Source organism: Mesorhizobium sp. B2-8-3 (assembly GCF_006440815.1).
GTDB lineage: Bacteria > Pseudomonadota > Alphaproteobacteria > Rhizobiales > Rhizobiaceae > Mesorhizobium.
This window is the reverse complement of sequence record NZ_VFTW01000001.1, coordinates 491,951-518,813: the sequence shown is the minus strand read 5'-3', so window position 1 is coordinate 518,813 and position 26,863 is coordinate 491,951. Positions and strand designations below refer to the sequence as shown.

Genomic DNA, 26,863 nt, shown 5'->3' with positions numbered 1-26,863 from the left:
TGGCGCGCCGTGCCGCTTGCGTGCCGCGCCCGGCAAGGGAAGCTGCGCCGCGGCGCAACCCGTCACTATCGCCGCGTTGCATGCCGCGCCCTTGCCCGCCTTGCTCTTCGCGGCCTCCTGTTCCTGCCCGAGTGTTTGGGCGAGAACCGAATAGAAGGGAAGCGCTGCAAAGGTGCGCGGGCGAAAATGGAAAAAGCAGAACTTGAAAGGCTGAAGGACAAGGTGCCCTGCGCTGCGGTGCTGGAGCGCGCGGGGTTCGCCCTCGACGTCAAGGAGAGCACGCGCAAGGCGATGAAGTATCGCCGTGAGGCGTCGATCATCATCGTCATCCATGACGGCAAGGGCTGGTTCGACCCGCTTGGCGACGACAAAGGCGATGTCTTTCGCCTGGTCGAACATCTCGAGAGGGTGCCGTTCGTCGAAGCAATGAACGACGTCGCCAGCCTCGTCGGGTTCGTGCCGTCCGCGCCGGTCTGGCAGCGGGTATCCCGCGAGCGGGAGCCTGACCTGTCGATACCGGAGCGCTGGCACGCACGGCGCAGGCCATGGCGCGGATCGGCGACCTGGCGCTATCTCACCGACGCTCGCCATCTTCCCGACTGCATCGTCCGCGCCGCAATCAGCGCCGGCATTCTGCGCGAAGGCCCGCACGGCTCGATGTGGGCTGCCCATGTCGACACCGACGGCACCGTTACCGGCTGGGAAGAACGCGGACCGGACTGGCGCGGCTTTGCCGCCGGCGGCGCCAAGGTGCTGTGCCGCCTCGGCCGTCCTGATGCGCTGCGCCTTTGCGTGACCGAAGCGGCGATCGATGCCATGAGCCTTGCCGCGCTTGAGGGCCTTCGCGCCGACACGCTCTATCTCAGCACCGGCGGCGGCTGGTCGCCGGCAACCGATGCGGCGCTCCGCGCGCTTGCCGCCAAGCCGGGTGTTGAGCTCGTCGCGGCTACCGACAACAACAAACAGGGCGACATCTATGCCGACCGCCTGCTCGGACTGGGGGAGGAAGCTGGGTGCGGCGGTGATCGCCTTCGACCTGTGGCGGACGACTGGAACGCCGATCTGAGAATGAAAGCGGAAGCAGAAGGGGAGGAAGGAGGGAGCTGCCGCATGCCCGCCGGTCGCCTCAAGGGTGAAGCTTCGCCCGGCTCGCGCCGGCCCTTGACCCGCCCGGGCGGAGAGGCGGCCGCGGGGGAGGGGTCCGGAAGAGCCGAAGAAGATGGTGATCCATAGGGGATGAACCGCGCTCCGGCCCGCACAAGGCCAGGAGCCTCCCCATGACCCAATCCTCCATCCGCAAGATCTACTTCGGCGTCGCCGATCGCCGGCAGATGTTCCGCCTCTTCGACCGCCACGCCCGGCGGCCCAATCGCTGGGAGAATGACGACAGCGGCCTGTTCGCCGGCGAGTGGTTCGAGATCGCGCGAGCCGAGCACGACTACATGCTCGACCTGCTGCCGCCGCTCCGGATGCGCGGCGAGATGTTCGCCCTGCGCGAGTTCCTGTCCGAGAGCGTGACCAGCGTCTTCTACACACTGCGCATCGACGGCAAGACGCGCTACTTTCACGCCTATTGCGACCTCGCGCGGCCGCGCTCGCCGGTCGAGATACGCGACGCCATCGTCGAGCGCGAGTCCTGGCCAGTGAAGGCGATGACGCGTGCGGAGCGCCTCGAGCATGTCTGGAGCGCGACCCATGACGAGTACCGCGGCTACGCCGGGGAGCGCTTCGGAGCCGAGCATCGCGGCAAACGCACCATCCTCGTCTACGGCCTGGGGACGACCGAGCAGAAGTTGCTCGATGACCTGACCGATGACGAGATCGCGGCCAAGCTGCCGGTGCATCTCAGGCACCTCCCCGTCCGCGCAGCGGCGTGAGGGAGGCGGCGATGTTTACCTTCCCGATCGTAGCGGTGCGCAAGGTCATAGAGCACGGAATTGAGGATGCCGCGGCCAATGGCGGCTTCCGCAATCCCTACCACGGCACCCGCCCCGGGGAGGGCGAGAGGCCGGGTCTGTGGCTGGTCGGCGACGAGGGCGTCTACATCATGTCCAACGGCAGGCTCGTCGAAGGGACACGCGCGCTCGTCATCTATGCCGAGCAATGCCACCCCAGGGGCGACATTGACTGGTGGGACTACAAGCGCCGCCACTTCGGCGCCGATGACGGCATCGAGTTCATCGAGGCCGAGCGTCTGCTTCCGCTGTTCGACCGCAACCTGCGGGCTACTCACCTCAACATCGAACTCACCGAGACCGAAATCGCGCTCTCGCTGATCACCCGCTGACTTCCCAACCCGCGACGTCGATCGCCTGGCCGACCCGCTCGGCCGGGGGCTCGCGCGCGCCTTCACGACGAGGATTTCTCCAGATGTCCAACGACGATCCATTCACGCTCGATCTGTTCAACACCGCCACGCTCTCGTCGGGCCTCGGTCTCGGCGTCACCGCCTTCGGCAACGACTTCGGCGCTGGCGAGCCCAAAACTAAAGAGACTCCGACGCCCGCCGTGCCGGAGCCACAGCCGGCCTCCCCGCCAGTCCACTCGCCGCGCCGCGCGGCCGGGCTCGGTGGCGATGACTTCGTCCTCCAGACCGATCGCGGTCTTGGCCGGGGCTGGAAGCAGCGAGCCCGCGATAATCTCGATGCGATGCGGCTCGCCGCCGAAATCGAGAGCGCCGATCGGCCGGCGACGCGCGAGGAACAGGCGCGGCTGATCCGCTTCACCGGCTTCGGTGCCTCCGAGCTCGCCAATGCCGTGTTTCGCCGTCCCGGCGACGATGGTTTCCGCGCCGGCTGGGACGCGATGGGCACCGAGCTCGAGGAGATGGTGTCGAGCACCGACTACGCCTCGCTCGCGCGCTGCACGCAGTATGCGCACTTCACGCCAGAGTTCATCGTCCGCGCGATGTGGGCAGGCCTCGTGCGTCTCGGCTGGCGTGGGGGCAGGGTGCTTGAGCCGGGTATCGGCACGGGATTGTTTCCGGCCCTGATGCCGGCAAAGCTGCGCGACCAGGTGCACGTCACCGGCGTCGAGCTCGATCCGGTGACCGTGCGAATTGCCAGGCTACTCCAGCCTCGGGCACGCATTCTCAACGCCGACTTCGCCCGCACCGACTTGCCGGCTGGCTTCGATCTCGCCATCGGCAACCCACCCTTCTCAAACCGTATCGTCCGCTCGGATCGTGCCTATAGGTCGATGGGGCTGCGCCTGCATGATTACTTCATCGCCCGCTCGATCGACCTGTTGAAGCCCGGCGGTCTCGCGGCGTTCGTCACCAGCTCGGGCACCATGGACAAGACGGATTGTTCGGTACGCGAGCACATCGGCAAGACCGCCGATCTCGTCGCCGCCATCCGCCTTCCCGAGGGCAGCTTCCGGGCCGACGCCGGCACCGATGTGGCGGTGGACGTCCTCTTCTTCCGCAAGCGAGGGCACGGCGAGGCCGAAGGCGATCTGTCGTGGCTCGATACCGACGAGGTCCGTCCAGCCCATGGCGACGATGGCGCGATCCGCATCAACCGCTGGCTCGCCCGGCAACCGGATTTCGTGCTCGGTACGCACGCAACGGCGTCGGGACCGTTCGGCGAGGCCTACACCTGCCTCCCCCGTTCTGGCGCCGACCTCGCGCGGGCGCTGTCGGACGCGGTCTCCCTTCTCCCGGAAGCCATCTATGACGGCGAGCCTGAGGAAATCGATCCAGATGCCGTCTGCGTAAGCGATACCCGGGATGGCCTCGGTGCCGACGGCGGCGGCATCCGTGAGGGCAGCTACTTCATCGCGGCCAACACCGCGCTGACGCAGATGGTCGACGGCGCGCCCGTGACCATCACCGTGCGCAAGGGCCGCGCCGCCGACGGCGTGCCCGACAAGCACGCCCATATCATCCGCAAGCTGATCCCGATCCGCGACGCGGTGCGCGAGGTCCTCAAGGCCCAGGAGCTCGATCGGCCGTGGAAGCCGGCGCAGGTGAAGCTGCGCATCGCCTGGTCCAACTTCGTCCGCGCCTTCGGCCCGATCAACACCACGGTCGTCTCGACCAGCGAGGACCCGGAGACCGGCGAGGTGCGCGAGACGCATCGCCGCCCAAACCTCGCCCCGTTCCTTGACGATCCCGATTGCTGGCTCGTCGCGTCCATCGAGGACTATGACCTCGAGACCGACACGGCGCGGCCGGGCCCGATCTTCACCGAACGGGTGATCGCCCCGCCCTCGGCGCCGATCATCACGTGCGCCGCCGATGCTCTGGCCGTCGTGCTCAACGAGCGCGGTCATGTCGATGTCGATCACATCGGCGAGCTGCTGCATGACGATGCGGATGCCGTCATCGCCGAGCTGGGCGAGGCGATCTTCCGCGATCCGGAAAGCGGCGCCTGGCGGACCGCCGACGCCTATCTCTCCGGCCAGGTCCGCGGCAAGCTCAAGGCCGCTGAAGCTGCCGCGGCTCTCGATCCCGCCTTCGAGCGCAACGTTAGCGCCCTCGTCGCTGTCCAGCCTGCCGATCTCGGCCCATCCGACATTACCGCGCGTCTCGGCGCGCCCTGGATTCCCGCCGCCGATGTGGTCGCCTTCGTCAAGGACACGATGGGCGCCGAGATCCGCATCCACCACATGCCTGAGCTCGCTTCGTGGACGGTCGACGCGCGCCAGCTCGGCTACATGGCGGCCGGCACGTCCGAATGGGGCACCGAGCGCCGGCATGCCGGCGAGCTCGTCACCGACGCGCTCAACAGCCGCATGCCGCAGATCTTCGACACCGTCAAGGACGGCGACAGCGAACGGCGCGTGCTCAATGTCGTCGACACCGAGGCGGCCAAGGAGAAGCTCACCAAGATCAAAACGGCCTTCCAAACCTGGATCTGGTCCGATCCCGACCGCACCGACCGGCTGGCGCGGGTCTATAATGACCGGTTCAACAACATCGCCCCGCGAAAGTTCAACGGGGACCATCTGCAACTTGCGGGCGCCTCACGCGCCTTTTCTCTTTATGGGCACCAGAAGCGCGGTATCTGGCGCATCATCTCGGCCGGCTCGACCTATCTCGCGCACGCTGTCGGCGCCGGCAAGACCATGACCATGGCGGCCGCCGTCATGGAGCAGAAGCGGCTCGGGCTGATCGCTAAGGCCATGATAGTCGTCCCAGGACATTGCCTGGCGCAGGCCGCGCGCGAGTTCCTGGCGCTCTATCCGACGGCCCGCATCCTCGTCGCCGACGAGACCAATTTCACCTTGGCCAAGCGGCGCCGCTTCCTCAGCCGCGCCGCCATGGCGAATTGGGACGCCATCATCATTACTCATTCCGCCTTCCGCTTCATCGGCGTTGCGTCCGCGTTCGAACAGCAGATGATTCAGGACGAGCTCGAGCTCTATGAGGTCCTGCTCACCAAGGTCGAAAACGGCGATCGCGTGTCGCGCAAGCGCCTCGAGCGGCTGAAGGAAGGCCTCAAGGAACGTCTGGAGGCCCTCGCCACCCGCAAGGACGACCTGCTTACCATCTCCGAGATCGGCGTCGACCAGATCATCGTCGACGAGGCGCACGAGTTCAGGAAGCTCAGCTTCGCGACCAATATGTCAACCTTGAAGGGGATCGATCCGAACGGCTCGCAGCGCGCCTGGGACCTATATGTAAAATCCCGCTTCATCGAGACCAGGAACCCGGGCCGGGCGCTCGTCCTCGCCTCCGGCACACCGATCACCAACACGCTGGGCGAGATGTTCTCGGTGCAGCGCTACCTCGGCTACGCGGCTTTGTCCGAGCGTGGCCTCCACGAGTTCGATGCCTGGGCTTCGACCTTCGGCGACGTCACTACCGACCTCGAGCTGCAGCCCAACGGCAAATACAAGCCGGTCACCCGCTTCGCCACCTTCGTCAATGTCCCTGAGCTGATCGCCATGTTCCGCACCTTCGCGGATGTGGTCATGCCCGAGGATCTGCGCGACTATGTCAAGGTGCCGACTCTCTCGACCGGCACGCGGCAGATCAGAACCTCCAAACCATCGGTCGCGTTCAAGCGCTACCAGGCTCTCCTCGATGCCCGCATCAAGGCGATCGAACAGCGCGAAGCGCCACCCGAGCCCGGCGACGATATCCTGCTCTCGGTCATCACCGATGGTCGCCATGCCGCGATCGACCTCCGCCTCGTCGATCCGGACAATGACAATGAGCCGGGCAACAAGCTCAACGACCTCATCGTCAATGCCTACCGCATCTGGCGCGACACCGCAGACGCAGCCTATGTCCGGCCGGACGGCAAGCCGTTCGAGCTGACTGGCGCCGCGCAGATGATCTTTTCCGATCTTGGCACGCTCAATGTTGAGCGGACGCGGGGCTTCTCGGCCTATCGTTGGATCCGCGACGAGCTGGTGCGCATGGGCGTGCCGGCGGCCGAAATCGCCTTCATGCAGGATTTCAGGAAGTCGGAGGCCAAGCAGCGGCTGTTCGGCGATGTCCGCGCGGGTAAAGTCCGCTTCCTCATCGGCTCGTCCGACACGATGGGCACCGGCGTCAATACCCAGCTCCGGCTCAAGGCGCTGCATCATCTCGACGTGCCCTGGCTCCCCTCGCAGATCGAGCAGCGCGAGGGGCGCATCCTGCGGCAGGGCAACCAGCACGACATCGTCGACATTTTCGCCTATGCCACCGAAGGCTCGATGGATGCCCAGATGTGGCAGAACAACGAGCGCAAGGCTCGCTTCATCGCCGCGGCACTTTCTGGCGACACCTCGGTGCGCCGGCTTGACGACGTCGGCGAAGGGCAGGCCAGCCAGTTCGCCATGGCCAAGGCGATTGCCTCGGGCGACCCGCGCCTGATGCAGAAGGCCGGCCTCGAAGCTGATATCGCGCGGCTCGAGCGGCTCCGGTCCGCGCATCAGGACGACCAGTTCGCCATTCGCCGGCAGATCCGCGATGCCGAGCGCCACATCGAACACTCGACACGCGGCATTGGCGAGATCGGCCAGGACCTCGCGCGGCTGGTTCCAACGACGGGCGGGGCGTTCCGCATGAGCGTGGGCGACGCGACATACGTCGAGCGCAAGCTCGCCGGCCGCGCCCTGATGACCGAGATCCTGACCAAGGTGCAGCTCCAGCATGCTGGCACCCGCGCCATCGCCGCGATCGGCGGGTTCGAACTCGAATATTGCGGCGAGCGCTTTGGCCAGGACGGCTATCGTTACGCCACCATGTTGCTGCGCACCGGCGCGGCGACGGAAGTCGAGTTGCCCGTCACCACCACGCCGCTCGGCGCGATCGCAAAGCTCGAACATATCCTTGGCAATCTGGAGGCAGAACAGGAGCGCGCACGCCACCGGCTCGCGGAGGCCGAGCGGCGGCTCGCGTCCTATCGCTCTCGCGAGGGCAGCACCTTCGCCTTCTCGGACGAGTTGGCCGACAAGCGCCGCCAGCTCTCCGAAATCGAAAGTTCGCTGTCGCAAGACATCGACGGCGTACGGCCCGCTGAGGTGCGGGCGGCGTAACCTGTCCCCAAGGTTCTGAGCGGCCTTCGCCGGCTCGGTGGAGGGCGTTCCAGAAGGGAGCAGGGAAGCGAAAAAGCAAGGAGGACCGCTCGCAGATCGGGTGGTCCGCCGACGCTGACGCTCAATCGCGCCCGTCGCAATCCCGGCCCGTCATTCTGCGCAGGGCTGAAGAAGCCCCGCTTGGCCAGCCGGGCAGGGATGCTCCAGCGCAATTGCCCCGTCCCGCCCGCTCCGCGGGCCGGGGGATGTCTTCGGAAAGAAGACGAGAAAGGACCGGCGACGGGCCTGTCCATAACCCTCCAAGGAGCATTCCCATGGAACTGAAGTTTGTCGATCCGCGCTCGCTCAAGGACAATCCTGACAAGGCGCGGCGCGCCAAGTCCAGCCCTCAGGCCGACGCCTTGCTGCTGGCGACGATCAAGGCCATCGGCGTTGTCGAGCCGCTGATCGTCTTCGCTGAAGCCGATGGCGGCAATGGCTTCGTCATCGATCAGGGTCATCGGCGCGCGAAGCAGGCGGTCGCTGCAGGTCTCGAAGAGATCGCCGTTCTGGTCGTGCCTCGTGCCGAGGACGGCGGCGCGATGCGCTCGCTGGCCACGTCGATCACGCACGAGCAGCTCAACCCGGTCGATCTGTGGCGCGCCATTGAGCGTCTCGTCGCGCTGAACTGGACCGAAGAGTCCATTGCGATCGCCCTCGCGCAGTCGGTACGCCAGGTCAAGAAGCTGCGGCTGCTCGCCAATGTGCTGCCGGCGATGCTCGACGCCATGGCCAAGGGGGATATGCCGAACGAGCAGCAGCTCCGCACTATAGCGGCCGCTTCGCTTGAGGAGCAGAAGGAGGTCTGGAAAGCCAGAAAGCCCAATAAGGGCGATCCGCAGGTCTCGTGGTGGAACATCGCTAACGGTCTCACCAAGCGACGCATGTACGCGCGCGACGCAAGCTTTGGCGACGAGCTGCGCGAGGCCTACGGCATCGCCTGGGTGGAGGATCTGTTCGCACCGGCCGACCAAGACAGCCGGTACACCACCGACGTCGACGCCTTCCTCGGCGCCCAGCAGGAATGGATGACGCAGAACCTGCCCAAGAAGGGCGTCATCACCGAGTCGAACACCTATGGCGAGGTGAAGCTGCCGCCAAAGGCGGAACGCGTCTATGGCACGCCGAAGAAGTCGGATCACGCCGCGATGTATCTCGACCGCGAGGGAAAGGTGAAGACCGTCCACTTCCGCTTGCCCGAGGCCAAGAAGAAGGCCAACGCGACGGAAGCCGCCGAGGCGGTGGTCATGCCGAAGTCGCGTCCCGATGTGACCCGTAAGGGGATCGAGATGATCGGCGACCTGCGCACCGATGCTCTCCATGAGGCGCTGTCGCGGGCGCCGATTGAGGACAATACGCTGTTGGCGTTGCTCGTTCTCGCCTTCGCTGGCCAGAACGTGCGCGTCGATTCCGGCGCCGGCGGCGATCATAGCTTCGGTCGCCGTATGCCTCGGCACGCCGCCACCCTCTTCGATGCCGAGGGCAAGTTCGCCTTCGACCCCGAGACTTTGCGCATCGCGGCCCGGGGCGTCCTGATCGATGCGCTGTCCTGCCGCGAGGGCATGAGCAAGTCGGGCGTGGTGGCGCTCGTCGCCGGCGGCGCGATCGGGGCAGACGGCTTCCTCGCCAATATGGGCACCGAGGACTTCCTCTCCTGTCTGTCGCGTCCGGCGCTTGAGGGCTCCTGCGCCGACACGCCGGTTCTGCCGCGGGCGCGCGTAAAGGACACGCGCGCCGCGCTCGTCGAGCACTTCAAGGAGGGCCATTTCGTCCACCCGGCCGCGCTGTTTGCTCACGACGCGACGAGCCTGACCGAATGGCTGTCCAAGAGCACCATCACCGAGGCCGAGGATGATGCTGGGCCTGAGGTCGACGGCCTGAGTGGAGAGGACCAGCCTTCCGAGAAAGACGGGTCCGAGGAGGGCTATCGCGAGGCCGCCGAATAGACCTCGCCTGCCTCTTAATCGCTTCGCCGCCGTCAGGTTCGCCTGGCGGCGGCATCGTTTTCAACCTTGACCGTGGTGTGCGTGCCGAGACACCTCCGGTCGGTGAATCGGCAGGTGGTCATGATCACCTGTCCTTCGTTTCCAATGTCGAGGTCGAGGCCCCGTGCCGGTCCTCACTCGGGCTTCATGCGGTCCTGAACCGGCGGCCATCCGCTTCAAGGTCGCGTTCCGCGCCGCGGGGCGGCCGGATCGGTCCGGTCTCGACATGGCAGGCCCGCGTCCCGCGCGAGGGCTGAAGAAAGCCCTGCTTGGCCGCAAACCTTCCATGCTCGTCTCGGCCCGCCCGTACCCTGAAGCGCCCGTCATTCCGCCGGTTCTTTTGGTCCGCGCCCGAAGGAGGGCCGGCACGGAGCCGGTCCTGGCCGGAGAACCTGAAGAAAGGACATGCAATGACCAAGAAAGCCGTCAATACCCGCGCAACCGCCCGCGTCGCTCCGCTCCGCAAGGGCACTACCCTCCAAATGATCCGGCTCGTGTGTCCCGACGCCGCACAGTGCTCGCTCATCTCGGAGAGTTTTGGCCTCCCGGTGCTCGACAGCGACGGCATTCGCGACTTGCACGAAAAGCTCATCGTGGACACGGCCGCAGCGCTCGACGAGGGGCTTGGGGAACGCGCCATGCAGATACACCTGCAACGCATCGTCGGTGCCTTTGTCGGGTCCGCCTACGGGGCCGGCCAGTTCTACAGCCGGGCGGTGTCCGACGCACGGGACGCGACGGCCAAGTCGGCCTGCGACGATCGGGATGAAGACGTCGCAGGTCCGGTCGGCTTCGACAGTGCTGCCCAGCGCAAGCGTGAGTTCGCCGCCGATATGGCACTACAGGCCCATGCGCTGCGCGTGGCGGCGGAGGGAGCGACCGCAGCCTACGAGCAGGTTGTAGGCGAGGTCTGGAAGCCGTTCGAGCGCCCGGTCGAAAACCCCGGCCAATCCGTCGACCGCAAGGCAGCCGAATTGCAGATGGCGGCTCTCGGGTGAACGCCGAGGGCGGGGCTCCGGTCCCGCCCTCCTTCATGGCGAGCACGCCCGGCTCATTCGTCCGTCGCATCAACTGCGCGGGGCCTAGCCGTCGCGAGTGCCGTCTCCTGGCGGACGAAGGGAGAGACGACCTGCTGCCATGCGGTGCGCCCGAGCAAATATGGCCGCATCGTCTGCCAATTTTCCGCCCGTGGCGGCCACCTCGACACGGCAAGTCTTGTTCCAGCGATTTCATGTGCGCGACTTTTGCACCGGGGTTCGGACGTCGCTTCCGGCGCATGATGCTTCAAGGACGGCCGCCGATACCAGCTCCTTTCGCCAGCCTCGGCCCGATCGGTAGGCCGGGCTCCTTCACGCCCAATCCCGCTCTCTCGTGATGGCTTTCCTGGTGCGGCTTCGGATCTTTCCGATCAACCCGCAAGGGGTCCGCTAGCATGCTGCGGCCGCTCGGCTGACGCCTTCGGGTGATCGCGCCCGCCTCCGCACACTGACGGAGCCATCAAGCGGGAATTGGCCCGCTCCAAGATGGAGCCCTCAGATGTCACACGATCTCATACTCGCCCAAAAGGCCGCCTGGTCCCTCGCCCGCACTCTCATGGTCCCGGTTATCCTCTTCCAGGTCGACAACGAATTTGGTGTCATGCCAGCCGATGAGCTCGACGACGCCGATGTCGAAATCCTCTTCGAATACGATCCCTATAGTGGTGGCCGGTCGGTTCATTGAACCGACCTTCTCCCGACTGCATTCAGGTGGCGGCCAGCGCCGCCTTGCTAGTTTATGACGCCCGCTCGCGCCCCGTCCTGCCCCGAGGTCCTGGCGGAGCCAGGCAGTCAGCGCAACGGCTTCGCCGTCCTCCGCTGTCGCTGCGGCCCATGACCACCCCATCGTGCGAGCACGACGGGACCCCGGTCGGGTGCGCGGCCCGCCTTCCTGCTCCGCCCAAGCGGACCCCGTGACGGGGCCGCGATCGGCGCGGCCTCCAACTGGAGGTTCATGAAATGACCAGGAAAGAAAATGCAGATCGCATCGATATCTATGCGCGCATCACCGAACGCATCGTAGCCGAGCTGGAGAAGGGCATCCGTCCCTGGATGCAGCCGTGGCAATCGAGCAATGCCTCCGGCCGCGTCACCCGGCCGCTCAGGCATAATGGTCTGCCCTATAACGGCATGAATGTGCTGCTGCTTTGGTCGGAGGCTGTCGTCCGCGGCTTTTCCAGCCCGATGTGGATGACATTCAAGCAGGCGCTGGAACTTGGCGGCGGGGTTCGCAAGGGTGAGACTGGCTCGATGGTGGTCTTCGCCAGCCGCTTCACCAGGACGGAGACGGACACCCAGGGCGAGGAAATCGACCGCGAGATCCCGTTTCTCAAGGCGTATTCCGTTTTCAACATAGCGCAAATCGATGGCCTGCCGGACCAGTTTTATCGACGGCAGGCGGAGCCGGTGCGCGATCCGGTCGCCCGGATCGAGCATGCCGACCAGTTCTTTGCCAATACTGGGGCGCTAATCCGGCATGGCGGGGATCGCGCCTACTTCGCCCCGGTGACCGACCATATCCAGATGCCGCCGTTCCAGACGTTCCGGGACGCCGCGTCATACGTTGCCACGCTCAGTCACGAGGCCACCCACTGGACCTCGGCGCCGCATCGCGTGAACCGCGACCTTAGCCGCTACGCCAAGGATCGCAGCGAGCGAGCGCGCGAGGAACTGATCGCCGAGCTCGGAAGCTGCTTCCTCTGCGCCGATCTTGGTATCGCGCCGGAGCTCGAGCCCCGGCCGGACCATGCGAGCTACCTCGGCTCATGGTTGAAAGTCCTCGCCGACGACAAGCGCGCGATCTTTTCGGCCGCTGCCCATGCGCAACGCGCCGTCGCTTTCCTGCATGGTCTTCAGCCCGAGGCCGCAGAAGAACGCGAGGCCGCCTGATGTTCACGCATCAACATTCGGAGAGGGGAGGCCATGTGTCTCCCCCTCTGTTTCGCTCGGCCGTGCCGGCCGATGACTATGCCGGAGAAGCTTTCAGATAAATCGCGAAATCGATCCCCACACGGGCTGATCCAGAGCCGGCGGCCGATTTCCTTTCCGCGGCCATCCTAAAGTTCCAGCCGAAGTTGCCGTTGTTCCGGCGGCAACACATCGCCTAGCGACGAAAGCGTGACGCCCAACAGCCGGATTCCCTTCTGTACTGGAAACACCGAACTCAGGAGATCGGCTGCGAGACGGTCGAAGTCAGAGAACTCGAGTGGCACCGACACGGTACGACTGCGCGTGATCTGCTGGAAATCGGCAAATTTGACCTTCAGCGTGATCGTCCGGCCCCGGATGCCCTTGCCTTCACAGTGTCCCCAGACCTTGGCTGTCAGCGGCTTAAGTTCGGCGATTGCTGCAGCGAGCTCCAGGATGTCGGCAGCGAACGTGTCCTCGGCGCCGATCGATTTGCGCGGCCGATCCGGCTCGACCGCGCGTTCGTCAATGGCGCGCGCGATCTGATGGTACCAGAGCCCTGACTTTCCGAAATGCTGCTGCAGGAAGGGAAGCGAGCGGTCCTTGAGATCGGCGCCGGTCTCGATGCCCAGCGCCTCCATCTTGGCGGCCGTCGCGGGACCGACACCATGAAATTTCTTGACTGGCAACGTCTCCACGAAGCCTGGGCCCATGGCGGGGCGTGATGACGAACTGGCCGTTTGGCTTGTTCTGGTCGGACGCCATCTTGGCGAGGAATTTGTTGTATGAGATGCCGGCGGAAGCGGTGAGACCGGTCACCAGCAGGATCTTCGCCCTGATCATCTCGGCGATCGTCGTGGCAGACGAAATGTTGAGCCTGTTCTGCGTCACGTCGAGATAGGCCTCGTCAAGCGAGAGCGGTTCGATGAGATCGGTATGTTCGGCGAACACCTCGCGGATCTGGGCCGAGACGGAACGGTAGACGTCGAAGCGGGGCGGCACGAAGACCAGCTCGGGGCATTTGCGCTTTGCCGTGACGGAAGGCATCGCGGAGCGAACGCCGAAGGCGCGGGCCTCGTAGCTTGCGGCAGCCACCACGCCGCGCGCAGCGGCCCCGCCAACGGCAAGCGGCTTGCCGCGCAGGGCCGGATTGTCGCGCTGTTCGACCGACGCGTAAAACGCATCCATGTCGACATGGATGATCTTACGCTGGTCGGCGCTGCGGTCAGGGGCCATATGCCTGCAATGCACTTCGCAAGGATATGAGCTTGTGCTACCGGATATACAGCTCTCAGATCGCAAATTCAGCCTGCGCGCGCCCCTGATGGAGGCAGGAAATCCGAAAACTGCCCCCGGAAAGGGGACGAAGCACTTCGTGCTCGGGACGCGTCATGTCCAGCCACGCCGAGCGCTGGTCTCGGCGCAGCACTGCCATCTGGCGATCATGGTAAGGCGCGATGTCGTCATTGGCCTGGATCGTGAGGATTGCGTAGGCTTCCGGCCAATCGCGCGTCGCCGGTCGCCAGATGCCGGCGAAATAGAACCAGTCATCGTTGGCGAGGCGAAAACTGTAGTTCTTCCCCTGGCTGCGGTGCCGGAATTCGGACGCCGGCACGAGGCAGCGATGGCTCGGGAATAATCGATCCTCTGCGCGCACCACAGTAAAGGGGCGCCCGCCTGGTTCCTTCGGTTGAAGTCCCCACGGCAGCTTGAGCATCTCAACATCGCCGCCGTAGCGTCTTATGATGACGCGGGGTTCATCGAGCGGGGTGTCGGAATCGAAAACTGTTGCGCGCATCGCCAAAAGAACATAACAGGAACACAGCCGCCGCGCAATGCCGCAGAGACAGGTGAGACATGTGCAATGATTATCGGCTGATGGTGGACGTCGCCTCGATCGTGGAGGATTTCGCCGATCTCAAGATCAAGATCCGCTTCAGTGAAGGAGCGCCGAACATCCAGGCGCGCGAGGACATCAAGATAACGGATATCGGGCCGATTATCCGCCCCGTCGACGGCGCGAGCGGCGAGGGCGACCTTGTTCAGCGCCGGTGGAGCTGGCCCGGACAGAACAAGAGGCCGGTCTACAACTTCCGCTCGGACGGTCGCGAGTTCGCCTCGAACCGCTGCCTGATACCAGCCGACGGCTTTTACGAATTCACCGAACCGACAGAGAAGGGCAAGAAGCGCAAGGACAAGTGGCTCTTCACCAAGCGCGACGAGCCGATCTTCTGCATTGCCGGGATCTGGCGCGAGACCAATGATGTCGGGGAGGCGTTCACCATGCTCACGATGGAACCCGGTCCGGACATCGCCCCGTATCACGATCGGCAGATCGTGATCCTGGAGCGCAAGGATTGGGCGAGCTGGCTTGATCCCTCGGTGTCCGCCAAATCGCTGATCAAGCCGCTTCAGGCGGGGACGCTGGTCGTGGAGCAGGTCGGGTGATGCGAGGTGCGCGCTGCTGAATGCCGTCGCGATTTGGGGTAGGCCCGTCGGCGCCGCAGCTATGCGGCGGAAGGTTTCATCATTGGCGAGCAACCAACGCCCTGGGCTGCTTCGTTCGTTAGGCCTTCGAACGGCCGCGAGGCGCTGCCTTTTCCGAGAGCTCGATCCAGACCGGCGCGTGATCACTGCTCTTTTCCCAGCCGCGCACCTCGACGTCGACCTGGGCGTCGATCAGCCGCTTCTTGAGTGACGAGCTCAGCAGAAGGTGGTCGATACGCAGACCTGCGTTGCGGCCGAAGGCGTTGCGGAAATAATCCCAGAACGTGTAGATCTTCTCACCGGGATGACGCACGCGCAGCGCGTCGGTCCAGCCTTGTTTGAGCAGCGTCGCGTAGGCGGCGCGCGCCTCCGGCGCGAACAGAGCATCGTCCAGCCAGCGCTCCGGCTTGTAGACATCGAGTTCGGTAGGCATGACGTTGAAATCGCCTGCCAGCACCACCGGCTGTTTGGACGCGACGAGTTCGGCTGCATGGTCGATGAGGCGGTCGAACCAGCGCAGCTTGTAGTCGAATTTCGGGCCGGACCTTGGATTTCCATTGGGAAGATAAAGGCATCCGATCAGGATGCCGTTGACTGCTGCTTCGATGTAGCGGCTATGGCTGTCGTCGGGGTCGTCGGGGTCGTCGGGGTCGTCGGGGTCGCCGGGGAGGCCGCGCCGCGTTTCGTGGATGTTGCCGACCCGGCTCAGGATCGCGACGCCGTTCCAGCTTTTCTGGCCATGCCAGACCACGTCATAGCCGAGGTCGCGGATCGGCCCTTCCGGGAACTTCTCCTGCAGCGCCTTGAGTTCCTGGAGACAGGCAATGTCCGGCGCTGCCTCTTTAAGCCAGCGCAGCAGCACTGGCAGGCGGCCATTGACGCCGTTGACGTTGTAGGTGGCGATCCTCATGGCTTCATGAGGTCCGGCAGGAACTGATCGGCCCGGCCCCAGCCCGCGAGGGCCTTCGATGCGGCGCGCTTCTTCAGCTCGGGCGCATCGCCGACATGGAAATGCGAGGGCGCATAGATCGTCTTCATTTCCGCCCAGGTGACAGGTGCCGCGACCGGGGCGTCCGGCCGCGACCTGGCGCTATATGGCATGACTGCCGTGGCGCCGCGCTGGTTGCGCAGATAGTCGACGAAGATCCGCCCCTTGCGTTTGGCCTTCGACAACACGGCCGTGAAGTGGCTGGGGTCGCTCTGCGCGACCGCCTGAGCAAGCCCGGAGGCGAAGGCCTTCACCTCGGGCCATTCAGCGCGCGGCGTGAGCGGCGCGATCACATGCACGCCCTTGCCGCCCGTCAGCATCGGGAAGGAGGTCAACCCAATGGATTTCAGAATATCCCGGAACTGGAATGCGGCAGCGCGGACCGCCTCGAAATCCAGTCCCTCGTCGGGGTCGAGGTCGAACACAAGGCGGTCGGCCTTCTCGACGTCTTCGATGCGCGCTCCCCATCCGTGGAATTCGATCGTTCCCATCTGGACACAGGTTAAAAGCCCCTCGGCATCGTCGACGTAAAGGTAGGGCTCCTCATGGCCATCCTTTTCGGTGATCCCGACGTGATGGACCTTATCGCCGAAGCTACCGGCGTCATGCTTCTGAAAAAAGCATTTCTTGGCGCGCCCCTGCGGGCAGCGGACCAGGCTGATCGGCCTGCTGCCGGCCCAGGGAAGCATGATCGCGGCAATGTCGGAATAATAATCGGCAAGCTGTCCCTTGGTGATGTTGGATTCGGGGTAGATGACGCGAGCGCGATTGCTGATCGCGACCGCGTTTGTCGCCGGCGGCGGCAGGGTCGCTGTGCGGTGTTCCGTCTCGAGCACAACCGCTTCCGGCTTCTTGTCCTCGCGCAGGCCGAGATAGCTTGGATGGCGCAGTGTTCCTTCATTGGTCATCTCGGTGAAGGCGATCTCGGCCACAAGCCTGGGACGCAGCCAGTGCGCGCCGCGGACCTCCGCACGCGGCGCCTCGACCGTGGCCGCCTTCTGCTCGAGCGGCGCCATGGTCTTCATGAGCCGGGCCATCCCGGCGGCATCGAAACCGGTCCCGACCTTGCCGGCATAGCGCAGCTTTCCGCCGTCATGGACGCCGAGGATCAGCGATCGAAACGCGCGATCCTTGTCTGACGGCGTCCAGCCGACAAGCACGAATTCCTGACGCTTGATGCACTTGATCTTCAGCCAGCTTCCATCGCGGGCGCCCACATAGTCCGAATCCGCCAGCTTCGAGATAACCCCCTCGAGCCCGGCGTCGCAGAAGCGGTTCAGCAATTCTTCGCCGCGGCCCTGAATATGATCGGAGTAGCGGAGGACGGGGTGCTTCGCCGGCAGGATTTTCTGCAGTTTCCCCTTGCGCTGCAGGAGCGGCAGCCTCGTCAGGTCTTCCCCATCAAGCTGGAGCAGGTCGAAGGCATAAAAATCGATGCTCGCGGGAGCGCCCTTCAACGCGTTCTGCAGCGCCTGGAAACTGGATCGGCCCTCGGTGTCCATGACAACCGCCTCTCCGTCGATGAGGGCGGAGCCGACCTTGAGCTTGCGCGCCTCCGCCAAAATGGACGGAAATCGGTCGGACCAGTCCAGCCCGGAGCGCGTATAGGCGCGCGCCTCGCCGCCGCCCACAGCGACAAGAATGCGGTAGCCATCGTATTTCATTTCGTGGATCCAGCGGTCGCCAGGGGGAACCGTGTCCACCAGTTTTGCAAGCTGGACCGGCCGGAACGCGGGTGGCGCGAGTTTGGCTGCGCCGCGCGAGGCTGGCTTCGCAAGGGTAGTTGAAGATCCTTTGATCGTGGGCCGACGCAAAGCTGACTTGCTCACCTGACCTGACTCAAACAAAACCCAACTGCTCGATACGCCATTCGCAATCCGCAGCCTATTTCTTCAGTTTCTCCGCGGCGGCATTGAGCTTGTCGCGGTCGTTGCCGACCCGCTTGATCAGGGCTTCGGCCTGCTCTCTGCTGATACCGTGCTTGCGGGCGAAATAATTGACCTCGTAGCCTTCACCGCCGGAGACCTGCCGACGGTCTGCGGCGCCTCGCTTCGATTTGTTGTCTGCCATTATCGTCTCCTGTCCCATGGCCGCGCGGTTACGACGTTCGATCTGTAACGCTTTGGGTCGTCCTGCGATCCTGAGCCGGGCCAGAAATTCGGCGTTTCACCTGAAATCCCGCGTCTTGACCTTGATGTTGTCGATGTGGAGGTCGGGTATGTAGATGTCGCGGCTGCGCAGCCCCTTGGGCGGCAGCTCGCGCGGATCGGGTGCCGAGCCGCCATTGCGCACCTGGTCGCCGCGGGCGTGCGGCACGGGAAAGCTGCCCTCGCGTTCGCCGACGCCGGCGAGCTCGGCTGATAGATCGCTGATCTTGCGGCCCACGAGGTGGACCACTTCGCCCTCACGCTGGATGCGGCCCCTTACCGCGATCATGCCCGCCGACAGAACCGTGCGCCGGTGCTGCTCGAACACTTTGGCCCAGACGACGAGGTTCGCGATGCCGGTCTCGTCCTCAAGGGTGATGAACATCACGCCCTTGGCCGAGCCCGGCCGCTGCCGGACGAGCACTATGCCTGCCGCTTCCAGCCAGCGGCCGTCGCGCGCCTCCATCGCCTCTGCGCAAGAAACGATGCGGCGGCGACGAAGATCTTCGCGCAGGAAAGAGATCGGATGGCTGCGCAGCGTCAAGCCTATGTGGCGGTAGTCTTCCACGACCTCGCCGCCCGCCGTCATCGGCCGAAGCGCCACCGCCGGTTCGTTGATCTCGGGCACCAACTCCGCTTCACGAGCCGATGCGGCCGCAAACAGGGGCAGGGGCTCGTCGCGCAGGGCCTTGATCGCCCACAGCGCCTCGCGCCGGGCGAGACCAAGCGCTGGCCGGAACGCGTCCGCCTCGGCGAGATGGACAAGTGCTGCCTGCGGCACGCCGGCGCGGCGCCACAGATCGTCAATGGAGGCGAACGGCTGGTCGGCGCGCGTGGCGACGATCATGCTTGCGTGGGCATTTGCCAGACCGCGCACCATGCGCAACCCAAGCCGGACGGCGAAGCGGCCGTCGTCGGCGACGGGCTCGAGCGTGCAGTCCCAACGCGAGGCGTTGACGCAGGCCGGCCGGATCTCGATCCCGTGCGCGGCAGCGTCGCGCACGATCTGCGCCGGCGCGTAGAAGCCCATCGGCTGGCTGTTCAGCAGCGCCGCGCAGAAGACGTCGGGGTGCCAGCATTTGAGCCAGGCCGAGGCATAGGCGATCAGCGCGAAGGAAGCCGCGTGGCTCTCCGGAAAACCGTAGGAGCCGAAGCCTTCGAGCTGCTTGAAGGTCTGCTCGGCGAAGGCGCGCTCGTATCCATTGTCCACCATCCCGTCGATCAGCTTCGCCTTGAAGGACGAAACGCCGCCGGTGAACTTGAAGGTGGCCATCGACTTGCGAAGCATGTCCGCTTCGCCCGGCGTGAAGCCCGCGCATTCGATGGCAACCCGCATCGCCTGCTCCTGGAACAGCGGCACGCCCAGCGTCTTGCCAAGCACCTTCTCGAGTTCGGGCTTCGGGTAATGCACCGGCTCGATGCCTTCCCGGCGGCGAAGATAGGGGTGGACCATGTCGCCCTGGATCGGCCCGGGGCGCACGATCGCGACCTGCACCACGAGATCGTAAAAGGTCCTTGGCTTCAGCCGCGGCAGCATCGACATCTGCGCACGGCTCTCGATCTGGAAGGTGCCGAGCGTATCGGCCTTCCTGATCATGGCGTAGGTGCGCGGGTCCTCCGCCGGGATGGTGGCAAGGTCGAGCCGGATGTCCTTGCAGTCGGCGAGCAGATCGAAGCCTTTCTTCATGCAGGTCAGCATGCCGAGCGCCAGCACGTCGACCTTCATGAATTTGAGCGCGTCGATATCGTCCTTGTCCCATTCGATCACCTGCCGGTCCTTCATGCTCGCCGGTTCGATCGGCACCAGATCGTCGAGACGGTCATGGGTGAGCACGAAGCCGCCCGGGTGCTGGCTGAGGTGACGCGGCGCGCCCATCAGCTGACGCGCGAGGTCGAGCGTCAGCCGGAGGCGGCGATCGGCGAAGTTGAGATTGAGTTCCTCGACCTGCCGCTGTTCGACGCCCTCCTCGGACCAGCCCCAGACCTGGCCGGAGAGCGTGCGGATGAGATCCTCCGGCAGGCCGAGCGCCTTGCCGACATCGCGCAGCGCCCCCTTAGTGCGGTAGCGCACCACCGTCGAACATAATGCCGCGTGGTCGCGTCCATAGGTGTCGAACACCCACTGCATGACGATCTCGCGCCGCTCATGCTCGAAATCGACGTCGATGTCGGGTGGCTCGCGGCGCTCCTCGGAGACGAAACGCTCGAACAGAAGATCGTTGCGGCCGGGATCAATCGAGGTGATGCCGAGCACATAGCAGACCGCCGAATTGGCGGCGGAGCCGCGGCCCTGGCAAAGGATGTCCTTCGACCGCGCGAAGCGCACGATCGCGTTCACGGTCAGGAAGTAGGGTGCATAGTCGAGCTTCTCGATCAATCGCAATTCGTGGCGCAGCGAGCGGACGACACCGTCCGGCACGCCGTCCGGGTAGCGCGTCGCGGCGCCCTGCCATGTCAGCTTTTCCAGCGCCTGCTGCGGTGTCAGCGATGGATCGTCCCGCTCCTCCGGATATTGGTAGGCAAGCTCGTCGAGGGAGAACCGGCAGCGATCGGCAATCTCGATCGTGCGCGCCAACGCCTCGGGATAGCGTGCAAAAAGCCGGTGCATTTCCTGCGGCGGCTTGAAGTGACGGTCGGCATGCCGCTCGCGGCGCTCGCCGAGCGCGTCGATGGTGACATTGTGCCGGATTGCGGTGACCAGGTCTTGCAGGATGCGGCGGCCCGGCTCATGGAAGAGCACGTCGTTGGCGACGACGGACGGTACCTTCATCTTGAGGGCAAGCGTGGCCAGGTCATGGATGCGAAGCTGATCGTTGGGCCGGCGCCTCAGCGTCAACGCCATATAAGCGCGGTCGCCGAATGCCTCGCGCAGATGCCGCAGGCGCAGCGCCAAGGTCTCATCGGCCAGATCGGGCAAAAGCACGGCGATGAGGCCTTCGCCATAGGCGACGACATCGCTCCATTCCAGATGGCATTTTCCCTTTCCGGCGCGTCCCTTGCCGAGCGAGAGCAGCCGGCATAGCCGGGAGTAGCCGTCGCGGTCGGTTGGATAGACCAGCAGCGATATGCCGTCGGTGAGGTCGAGGCGGCAACCGACGATGAGGCGCACGCCGGTGGTCTTGGCCGCCTCATGGGCGCGCACGATGCCGGCGAGGCTGTTGCGGTCGACGACGGCGAGCGCCTCGATGCCGAGCAGGGCTGCCTGTGAAAACAACTCCTCGGCCGAGGAGGCGCCGCGCAGGAAGCTGAAATGCGAGGTGACCTGCAGCTCGGCATAACGGACGCCGCTCATCCGAACACTCCATGCAGGAACCACCGGTGCGAGCCCGTCGCCGCATCCTCGCCATCGCCGGCGCGAAAGAGCCAGTAGCGCTCGCCGGCGTCGTCCTCGACCCGGAAATAATCGCGCACCGCCACCGACTCGGCGTCGCGCTTCCACCATTCGCCGAAGACCCGCTCCGGACCGTCCGCGCGCTTCACGCGCCGGCGCACCCCGCGCCAGGTGAAGGACACCGGCGGATGGTCGGGTAACAGCGCTACCGTCTCGACCGGATCCGGCTGCGGCAGCAGGCGCGATGGCCGTGGCCAGTGGCCTGGCCAACTCGCGCACGTATCGGCGGCCGTTGCCGGAATCTTGGCAACCGAACGCTCCGGCACGTCGCTGGCGACAGGCGCAAGCCGGTAGACGGCGCGCTCGCCGACGCGGTTCATCAGCGTATCGATGAGGTCGGACACGTCCGGCACGCTTTCCTCGACAAGCGAGCTCACGGCCTGGCTGCGCTCCAGGGGTTCGGCCGATGTCGCCGCCAAGATCATCATCTCGATACCGAAGCCCGGTGCGATGGTCTCGACCTTGTCGCAAAGCAACCGGGTGAGCCGCTTGACGTCCCGGACCGGCATCGCCATGCCGGCACGGACCGCCTGGGCCTGGCTGTCGACGCGCTGGCAGATGAGATCAAGACGGCGCGCGCCGAGGCCGCGCTGCTCCATTAAGCTGCAGAGCTGGGCGACCAGTTTGCCGATGTAGCGCGCAATTGTCTCGGCCGCGCCGATCGGCTCGGCGAAGGCACGGCGCACTTCGACGATGTCCGGCGGCCGCACCGGGTCGATCGGCTCGGCTGTGTTGCCAAGAGCCTGATCGATGCGGCGGCCGATCTCCGGGCCGAAGCGCAGGGCAAGCGGCGCGCGCGGCTGTTTCAGGAGATCGCCGATCCGTTGGAAGCCGAGCCTTCGAAGTTCGGCCGCCGTCGAAGGCGCGATCCGCAGCGCCTCTAGCGCAAGCGGTTCTACAATCGATTGGTCGTGGCCGGGTGGCGCGATGAACATGTCTCGCCCGCCATACCGTGCCAGCGCATGCGCCGCGCCCCAGCTGTCCGCGACCGCCGCGCGCGTGACGATGCCGGACATCGCCAGACGCCCAACCATGCCCTCCAGCATGGCGGCCTCGCCGCCATGGAGATGGTCCGCGCCTGTGGTGTCGATGACGATCCCGCCGGGCGGATCGGGCGCGACGATCGGCGCAAATCGAAGCATCCAGACGGCGAGCCGCTCGAGCGCTTCGGCATCCGCCTGCGGATCGGCGTCCTGGATCGCAAGGCCCGGCACCAGCGCCTGCGCCTTCGTCACGGGCATCCCGGGGCGCAGGCCAGCGGCGAGCGCCGCGGCATCGGCCGCGAGCACCACGCGCCGGCTCTTGTCGCGGCCGATCAACACGAGCGGGGCCTCAGCCGGCGGCGCCGCGTTGCCGGCCTTCCGCCGCACCCTGTCGGTCGGCCAGGTCGGCAGGAACAGCGAGACGACCCGTGCCATCGCACGCCTCCAATTCGAAATCGGCACTTTCGCCCGCACGGGCGCGGATCAATTCGACGAGCCATCGGTGTCGGCCGACGCCTGGCACGGGCAGCGGCGCGGAGGGCAGAACCGAGACACGCCAGCGCGTCATGGCGGCCGTCGGCTGGCCGAAATCGGCCGCCTCCGTCTGCCGCCGCCATCTCCGCAGCGCGATTCCGATCGTGTGGGTTTCTTCGGCGGCAAGCTGCAGCCGCCGAGAGGCCGTTATTGTCAGGCGCGCAACCTCACCGACCACCGCGCCCAGGCCGCCATGTCGGATGCCTTCCTCCATACAGGCGAGAATTGTCTTGTCGTCGCCGGCCTCGACATAGATGACGCGATCCGGTTTCAGGCCGGCCTGCGCCAGCGCCGGAGCGAACAGGTCGGGCCGGGTGATGCACCACAAGACCTTGCCGCGCGTGCGCGCCGCCACACCGCCGGCGAACAGCGCCGCGGCCGCGCCATCAATGGCGCCATTTCCACCGCCGGCGATTTCATGCAGCGCGCCGAGCGCCAGTCCACCGCCCGGGAGCCGCGAATCCAGCTCGGCGATCCCGAAAGGAAGCACCGATCTCACGCGCCGGCTCCGGCCCTCGATCTTTTCGATCCGTGCGCGCAAGGCATCTATGCCGGGCTCCGGCCGCAAGATGGGTCGTTAACCTCCAGGAAAGTCTATATAAGCATGTTCTCTATTTGTTCTACTATTGCTTGGTAGAGTCAAGTGGGTATGGGTCACCGCTACGCGCCCCAAGCGCACAAGCCGAAGGCACGGACCTTAGGAGACCGCGCACTGCACGCCCTGGTCTTCCGCAAGGGACAGTCACCCGTATGGGACGAAACCGCGAAGTGGCGTAGGTCGAGAGAAAGTGAAATACAGCCCGGCCGGCGTTAGCCGGGGCGGCACAAACATGTCGAAAAATCGGATCAAATGTACTTGCGATAGTCGGAACTCACCTGTCCGTCGCTGACATACTTCAGCACTTCTCCGACCTTGCGCGCTGCCCTGATAGGGATTGGCAGCTTTTGGTTCATCTGGGTGGAATTCCAATTGACTTTGGTCAGGCCGAGAATCTCGTTCGCGATCTGGGCTACCGTGCTATCGCTGGACTTATAGGGACAGATCAACAGAGGCTTTGGGTCATATATACCGGGGTAAGTCCCGTAGTAAGGAATGCTGCCGTTTGTGTAGAGCAGCCCTTTGCCGTCGAGTTCCACGAATGTGCCGCGCATGACAGGGTAGTTGCCATCGCGGAAGACCTTCACAAATGACGATTCTTGCACCCAGACCAAATCGCGGAGCTCGGTCCCTACCTCGTCGAGAGCGTCAAAAATCCCGTCGGCCTCTTGGTCGCGAAACTTTGATGTTTTCAGAACGATGACGCGCGCCGGATAATTCATGTGATGCTTTTTGTACGCAGCCAGCGCGTCGGCGATGAGCGACTTTGCATCGTCTCGCGTGAGGTAAGGATGCCTTCCCCGGCTCTCGGTTTGTGCGCCCTTTCCTTTGAGAATGAACCCCCTGCCTCGCTCATCGAACATTTGAGCAGCGCTCGTAAAAAGCTGCTGGCCACCGGCCTCGCGGTAGAAGCTAACGCCGATGTAGCAGGAGGAGAACTCACCTTCTTGAGGAGCGCGGCGCCATGGGACGCGCCCTGACCCTTTGTAGTACAGGGTGGTGAGCAGATTCCATGTTCGTCCCGCTTGGTCCTGTATCTGACGGGCACTGCTCTCCTTGATCTTGAGAGGGATGACGGCCCGCTCGTCGAGCACATCTTCCCACACGATCTGAATGGGAAACCGGAAGTGCATCGCTTTCGCTTTGAGCAAGCCGCGGAAGTTGGGAGCATCCGAGCCTCCGCTGTCCTCCTGCTCCACGGTAGCGTCGGAATCGACCTTAGCGTTCCAGACGCGCTCGATGAGTTCTACCGGAAGAGCGATGATCGCGACGTCGGGCCGACTGCTGCCCTCGTCGAGGGCCTGCAACTGCTGGATGATTTCATCTACCGCCATCTCGACGGCTTTGCCGTGATGAGGCTCTTTTCTGATTCGCTCGATGCGTGCCTGCGGAATGGCCGCGACGGCGCCGTCGGGAATTTCGAACCGGCACCGGAAAGGATTGCGATTGCCAAGGCCCGGAAACGGCGGATGCATGTTGGGATGTTTTTCAGACTTCCCGGCGAACCCGAAACTGGCGGCTTCAAGAAAGTCACGGGAATCTTCAATGGTCTTCTGGCTGCCGACGACCGCGATGTTGATCACGTCGCCAAAGGGCGTCTGAAGGGGACCGGCCTCGAAAAGTCCGAGGCGAGGATCGGGGTGTTGATGTTGGTCGCCAAATTCCAACAGTGGCTCTTCGAAGATCTTGGTGTCGAACTTCATGCGAACCTCAGCAGTTCTTGATTGCTGTCTTCGTCATCACTCGCCTTCTTCTGCGCACCCCAAACGTCTTCGGGCACCTTGGTCGGGAGTTCTACCGTCGGCGGATCACCAAATGTCAGGCGCGGATCAGTGGTGGCAATGGCGAAAAGATCATCTGCATTACGGTCCGCTTCGGTGAGGAAACGATGCCACATGATGACCTGTCCCCGCAGCGATGCGCTCTTATCCAGCCGCTTCTTGCCCGCAAGAAGCGCGCTTGGGTAGGAGTGTGGAATGAAGCCGTTGGTGGTAAAGAAATAGGTTGGATTGATGACCAGGAACCAATGGTCGTAGAGGAGTTCGAACCTCGGAACGAACGCGTGGTGCCTCACAAAGTCGACGCGAGCAACGTCTGATTTGTTGCGAACGACATTGACGACGTCGGCTTCAGCCTTCTTCTTCGAGGCTTGGTAGTGATAGGCGCGCGATTCGTTCTCGGCGCGCGCCCTGAAATAAAAAAGCCTGCCCTCTTTGTCCCACCCGAGGTCGGCTCGTATTTGATGCCGAAGGGTTTGGGCTAGCAGGAAAGCGAAATTGTTTCTCTCGTCGAGGTCCTCGTGGAACGCCAGATGTTCCACTTCAATAGCCTCCACCTGATCAAGGTCGACGATTTGATCGCATGATGAAGTTCGCGGATCGTGGAAGGACCAGAATGCACTACCTTTGATCACCCAATCAAATCGCGCAGGCTCCTCTGCCGCCAGCAGCATCGCCGCGGCTTGCTTTGCGGTGTACGCGGTAGTCGTGACAAACACTTCATCCGGAAGGGTCACAGGTAATATATTGACGAGCGCTTCCTCACCGCCGCCAAGCGGTGGAACGAAGTAGCCGAAGCCCGTTTTGGGAATTGTAAGAGCGGCAAGCCTGTCGACAGCATTAGTGTCGAGCACGTCCTGCTGCTTGTCGAAGTGCAACCGCCGCTCGCCCGGCGCCGCGCCTCCAAGGACTTCCTTCCAATAGTAGCTCTCGTCACTTCTGCGGTAGAGAACAAGAATGATCGGCAGATTGGCACCGCGCCAGTACGCGAGGTCTTCGCTCCGTAAGAGATAGGCAAAGCCGTTCGCGTCCTCCGACGTGTACGTGCCGGACTCGGTTGCCTTGACCTGAACAGCAATCATTCGGGCGGAGGGCTGGCCCTCGATCATCACTTCGGCGATGCCATCGATTCCTGCTTCGAGCCGTGAGCGGACGTCGAATTGGAATCCTATCGTGAGAAACCGCAATTGAACTGCGGTCTCGCCGATCTGGCCGAGGAGTTGATTCGGGGTGATAGTTTTTGCCATCCCCGCATTATAGAACATTATGCGAACGGCCCCCATGAGATTCTTGTTTGCACCCGCTTTTCACAGGGGCGGACAAATCGGCGAGCCTGCTACTGAGGCTTGTGGAGACCGCGTTCGCAGTAAACGGTCAAATCGGCTACACTAACTTTCAATCAATCGACAAAGATTTTGAGGGGGTAATGGCCGACATTGTGGACGTTACATCGGACACTGAGAGAACCGCTATCGTCACAGAGTGTCGTCATCCTTGAGCGGTTTCGTTGGC

The 26,863-nt window shown here is 64.3% G+C and carries 18 protein-coding genes and 1 pseudogene; 9 read left to right on the top strand and 10 right to left on the bottom strand.

From position 1 onward, the window contains the following. The first annotated feature begins 186 nt into the window (after window positions 1-186). The 8 genes from FJ418_RS02790 to FJ418_RS02755 all read left to right on the top strand — a co-directional run bounded on the left by FJ418_RS02790 (window position 187) and on the right by FJ418_RS02755 (window position 12,427). Window positions 187-1,233: a DUF3991 and toprim domain-containing protein gene (locus tag FJ418_RS02790; RefSeq protein WP_140863400.1), complete on the top strand. Its 1,047-nt coding sequence runs from the start codon at window positions 187-189 to the stop codon at window positions 1,231-1,233. Between the two features lie 44 nt (window positions 1,234-1,277). Continuing rightward, window positions 1,278-1,877: a DUF1419 domain-containing protein gene (locus FJ418_RS02785; RefSeq protein WP_140863398.1), complete on the top strand. Its 600-nt coding sequence runs from the start codon at window positions 1,278-1,280 to the stop codon at window positions 1,875-1,877. 11 nt (window positions 1,878-1,888) lie between these two features. Continuing rightward, complete coding sequence (locus FJ418_RS02780) at window positions 1,889-2,287, top strand: DUF3085 domain-containing protein (RefSeq protein ID WP_140863396.1); 399 nt, start codon at window positions 1,889-1,891, stop codon at window positions 2,285-2,287. An 83-nt stretch (window positions 2,288-2,370) separates the two neighbouring features. Further along, entirely contained in the window at window positions 2,371-7,476 is a 5,106-nt protein-coding gene (locus tag FJ418_RS02775; protein ID WP_140863394.1) for an N-6 DNA methylase, read from the top strand. 314 nt (window positions 7,477-7,790) lie between these two features. After that, on the top strand, window positions 7,791-9,461 hold the full coding sequence (locus FJ418_RS02770; protein WP_140863392.1) for a ParB N-terminal domain-containing protein: 1,671 nt from the start codon (window positions 7,791-7,793) through the stop codon (window positions 9,459-9,461). A gap of 449 nt (window positions 9,462-9,910) precedes the next feature. Further along, the gene (locus FJ418_RS02765; RefSeq protein WP_140863390.1) at window positions 9,911-10,498 is read left to right on the top strand and encodes a hypothetical protein; all 588 of its coding nucleotides are present in this window, start codon (window positions 9,911-9,913) and stop codon (window positions 10,496-10,498) included. 538 nt (window positions 10,499-11,036) lie between these two features. Then, window positions 11,037-11,222, top strand: a complete 186-nt coding sequence (locus tag FJ418_RS32305) for a hypothetical protein (RefSeq protein WP_140863388.1) — start codon at window positions 11,037-11,039, stop codon at window positions 11,220-11,222. Window positions 11,223-11,497: 275 nt separating this feature from the next. Then, window positions 11,498-12,427: a zincin-like metallopeptidase domain-containing protein gene (locus FJ418_RS02755; RefSeq protein ID WP_140863386.1), complete on the top strand. Its 930-nt coding sequence runs from the start codon at window positions 11,498-11,500 to the stop codon at window positions 12,425-12,427. 167 nt (window positions 12,428-12,594) lie between these two features. Here FJ418_RS02755 and dinB read toward each other — a convergent pair. After that, a pseudogene (dinB, locus tag FJ418_RS02750) lies at window positions 12,595-13,681 on the bottom strand (DNA polymerase IV). Window positions 13,682-13,736: 55 nt separating this feature from the next. Beyond that, window positions 13,737-14,243, bottom strand: a complete 507-nt coding sequence (locus FJ418_RS02745; RefSeq protein WP_140863384.1) for an SOS response-associated peptidase — start codon at window positions 14,241-14,243, stop codon at window positions 13,737-13,739. 59 nt (window positions 14,244-14,302) lie between these two features. Here FJ418_RS02745 and FJ418_RS02740 point away from each other — a divergent pair, with 59 nt between their 5' ends. Further along, window positions 14,303-14,893: an SOS response-associated peptidase gene (locus tag FJ418_RS02740; protein ID WP_140863382.1), complete on the top strand. Its 591-nt coding sequence runs from the start codon at window positions 14,303-14,305 to the stop codon at window positions 14,891-14,893. Between the two features lie 118 nt (window positions 14,894-15,011). Here FJ418_RS02740 and xth read toward each other — a convergent pair whose 3' ends face one another. The 8 genes from xth to FJ418_RS02700 form a co-directional block, all read right to left on the bottom strand. Then, window positions 15,012-15,842, bottom strand: coding sequence for an exodeoxyribonuclease III (gene xth, locus FJ418_RS02735; protein ID WP_140863380.1), 831 nt, complete (start codon window positions 15,840-15,842; stop codon window positions 15,012-15,014). Further along, on the bottom strand, window positions 15,839-17,749 hold the full coding sequence (gene ligD / locus FJ418_RS02730; protein WP_281407554.1) for a DNA ligase D: 1,911 nt from the start codon (window positions 17,747-17,749) through the stop codon (window positions 15,839-15,841). The genes xth and ligD overlap by 4 nt, the downstream gene beginning before the upstream one ends. 55 nt (window positions 17,750-17,804) lie before the next feature. Next, window positions 17,805-17,990 carry a DUF3606 domain-containing protein gene (locus FJ418_RS02725; RefSeq protein WP_140863378.1) on the bottom strand — a complete coding sequence of 62 codons (186 nt, stop codon included), beginning with the start codon at window positions 17,988-17,990 and terminating at the stop codon, window positions 17,805-17,807. A 96-nt stretch (window positions 17,991-18,086) separates the two neighbouring features. Then, window positions 18,087-21,359, bottom strand: a complete 3,273-nt coding sequence (locus FJ418_RS02720) for an error-prone DNA polymerase (RefSeq protein ID WP_140863376.1) — start codon at window positions 21,357-21,359, stop codon at window positions 18,087-18,089. Next, window positions 21,356-22,876 (bottom strand): DUF6504 family protein, encoded by a 1,521-nt coding sequence (locus FJ418_RS02715; protein ID WP_140863374.1) that lies wholly within the window; start codon window positions 22,874-22,876, stop codon window positions 21,356-21,358. Before FJ418_RS02715 ends, FJ418_RS02720 begins: the two co-directional genes overlap by 4 nt. Next, complete coding sequence (locus FJ418_RS02710) at window positions 22,791-23,543, bottom strand: damage-inducible protein (protein WP_140863372.1); 753 nt, start codon at window positions 23,541-23,543, stop codon at window positions 22,791-22,793. Before FJ418_RS02710 ends, FJ418_RS02715 begins: the two co-directional genes overlap by 86 nt. A gap of 278 nt (window positions 23,544-23,821) precedes the next feature. After that, on the bottom strand, window positions 23,822-25,276 hold the full coding sequence (locus tag FJ418_RS02705; protein ID WP_140863370.1) for a hypothetical protein: 1,455 nt from the start codon (window positions 25,274-25,276) through the stop codon (window positions 23,822-23,824). Then, window positions 25,273-26,616, bottom strand: coding sequence for a DUF4365 domain-containing protein (locus FJ418_RS02700; RefSeq protein ID WP_246682898.1), 1,344 nt, complete (start codon window positions 26,614-26,616; stop codon window positions 25,273-25,275). Before FJ418_RS02700 ends, FJ418_RS02705 begins: the two co-directional genes overlap by 4 nt. Between the last annotated feature and the right edge of the window lie 247 nt (window positions 26,617-26,863).

Excerpts from the sequence above, each read along its gene's own strand:
- FJ418_RS02725 (WP_140863378.1), bottom strand. The coding sequence starts at position 17,990 with ATGGCAGACAACAAATCGAAGCGAGGCGCCGCAGACCGTCGGCAGGTC.
- FJ418_RS02790 (WP_140863400.1), top strand. The coding sequence starts at position 187 with ATGGAAAAAGCAGAACTTGAAAGGCTGAAGGACAAGGTGCCCTGCGCT.
- FJ418_RS02780 (WP_140863396.1), top strand. The coding sequence starts at position 1,889 with ATGTTTACCTTCCCGATCGTAGCGGTGCGCAAGGTCATAGAGCACGGA.
- FJ418_RS02720 (WP_140863376.1), bottom strand. The coding sequence starts at position 21,359 with ATGAGCGGCGTCCGTTATGCCGAGCTGCAGGTCACCTCGCATTTCAGC.
- FJ418_RS02785 (WP_140863398.1), top strand. The coding sequence starts at position 1,278 with ATGACCCAATCCTCCATCCGCAAGATCTACTTCGGCGTCGCCGATCGC.
- FJ418_RS02775 (WP_140863394.1), top strand. The coding sequence starts at position 2,371 with ATGTCCAACGACGATCCATTCACGCTCGATCTGTTCAACACCGCCACG.
- FJ418_RS02745 (WP_140863384.1), bottom strand. The coding sequence starts at position 14,243 with ATGCGCGCAACAGTTTTCGATTCCGACACCCCGCTCGATGAACCCCGC.
- FJ418_RS02770 (WP_140863392.1), top strand. The coding sequence starts at position 7,791 with ATGGAACTGAAGTTTGTCGATCCGCGCTCGCTCAAGGACAATCCTGAC.
- FJ418_RS02740 (WP_140863382.1), top strand. The coding sequence starts at position 14,303 with ATGTGCAATGATTATCGGCTGATGGTGGACGTCGCCTCGATCGTGGAG.
- FJ418_RS02705 (WP_140863370.1), bottom strand. The coding sequence starts at position 25,276 with ATGAAGTTCGACACCAAGATCTTCGAAGAGCCACTGTTGGAATTTGGC.
- FJ418_RS32305 (WP_140863388.1), top strand. The coding sequence starts at position 11,037 with ATGTCACACGATCTCATACTCGCCCAAAAGGCCGCCTGGTCCCTCGCC.
- FJ418_RS02715 (WP_140863374.1), bottom strand. The coding sequence starts at position 22,876 with ATGGCACGGGTCGTCTCGCTGTTCCTGCCGACCTGGCCGACCGACAGG.
- xth (WP_140863380.1), bottom strand. The coding sequence starts at position 15,842 with ATGAGGATCGCCACCTACAACGTCAACGGCGTCAATGGCCGCCTGCCA.
- FJ418_RS02700 (WP_246682898.1), bottom strand. The coding sequence starts at position 26,616 with ATGTTCTATAATGCGGGGATGGCAAAAACTATCACCCCGAATCAACTC.
- FJ418_RS02765 (WP_140863390.1), top strand. The coding sequence starts at position 9,911 with ATGACCAAGAAAGCCGTCAATACCCGCGCAACCGCCCGCGTCGCTCCG.
- FJ418_RS02755 (WP_140863386.1), top strand. The coding sequence starts at position 11,498 with ATGACCAGGAAAGAAAATGCAGATCGCATCGATATCTATGCGCGCATC.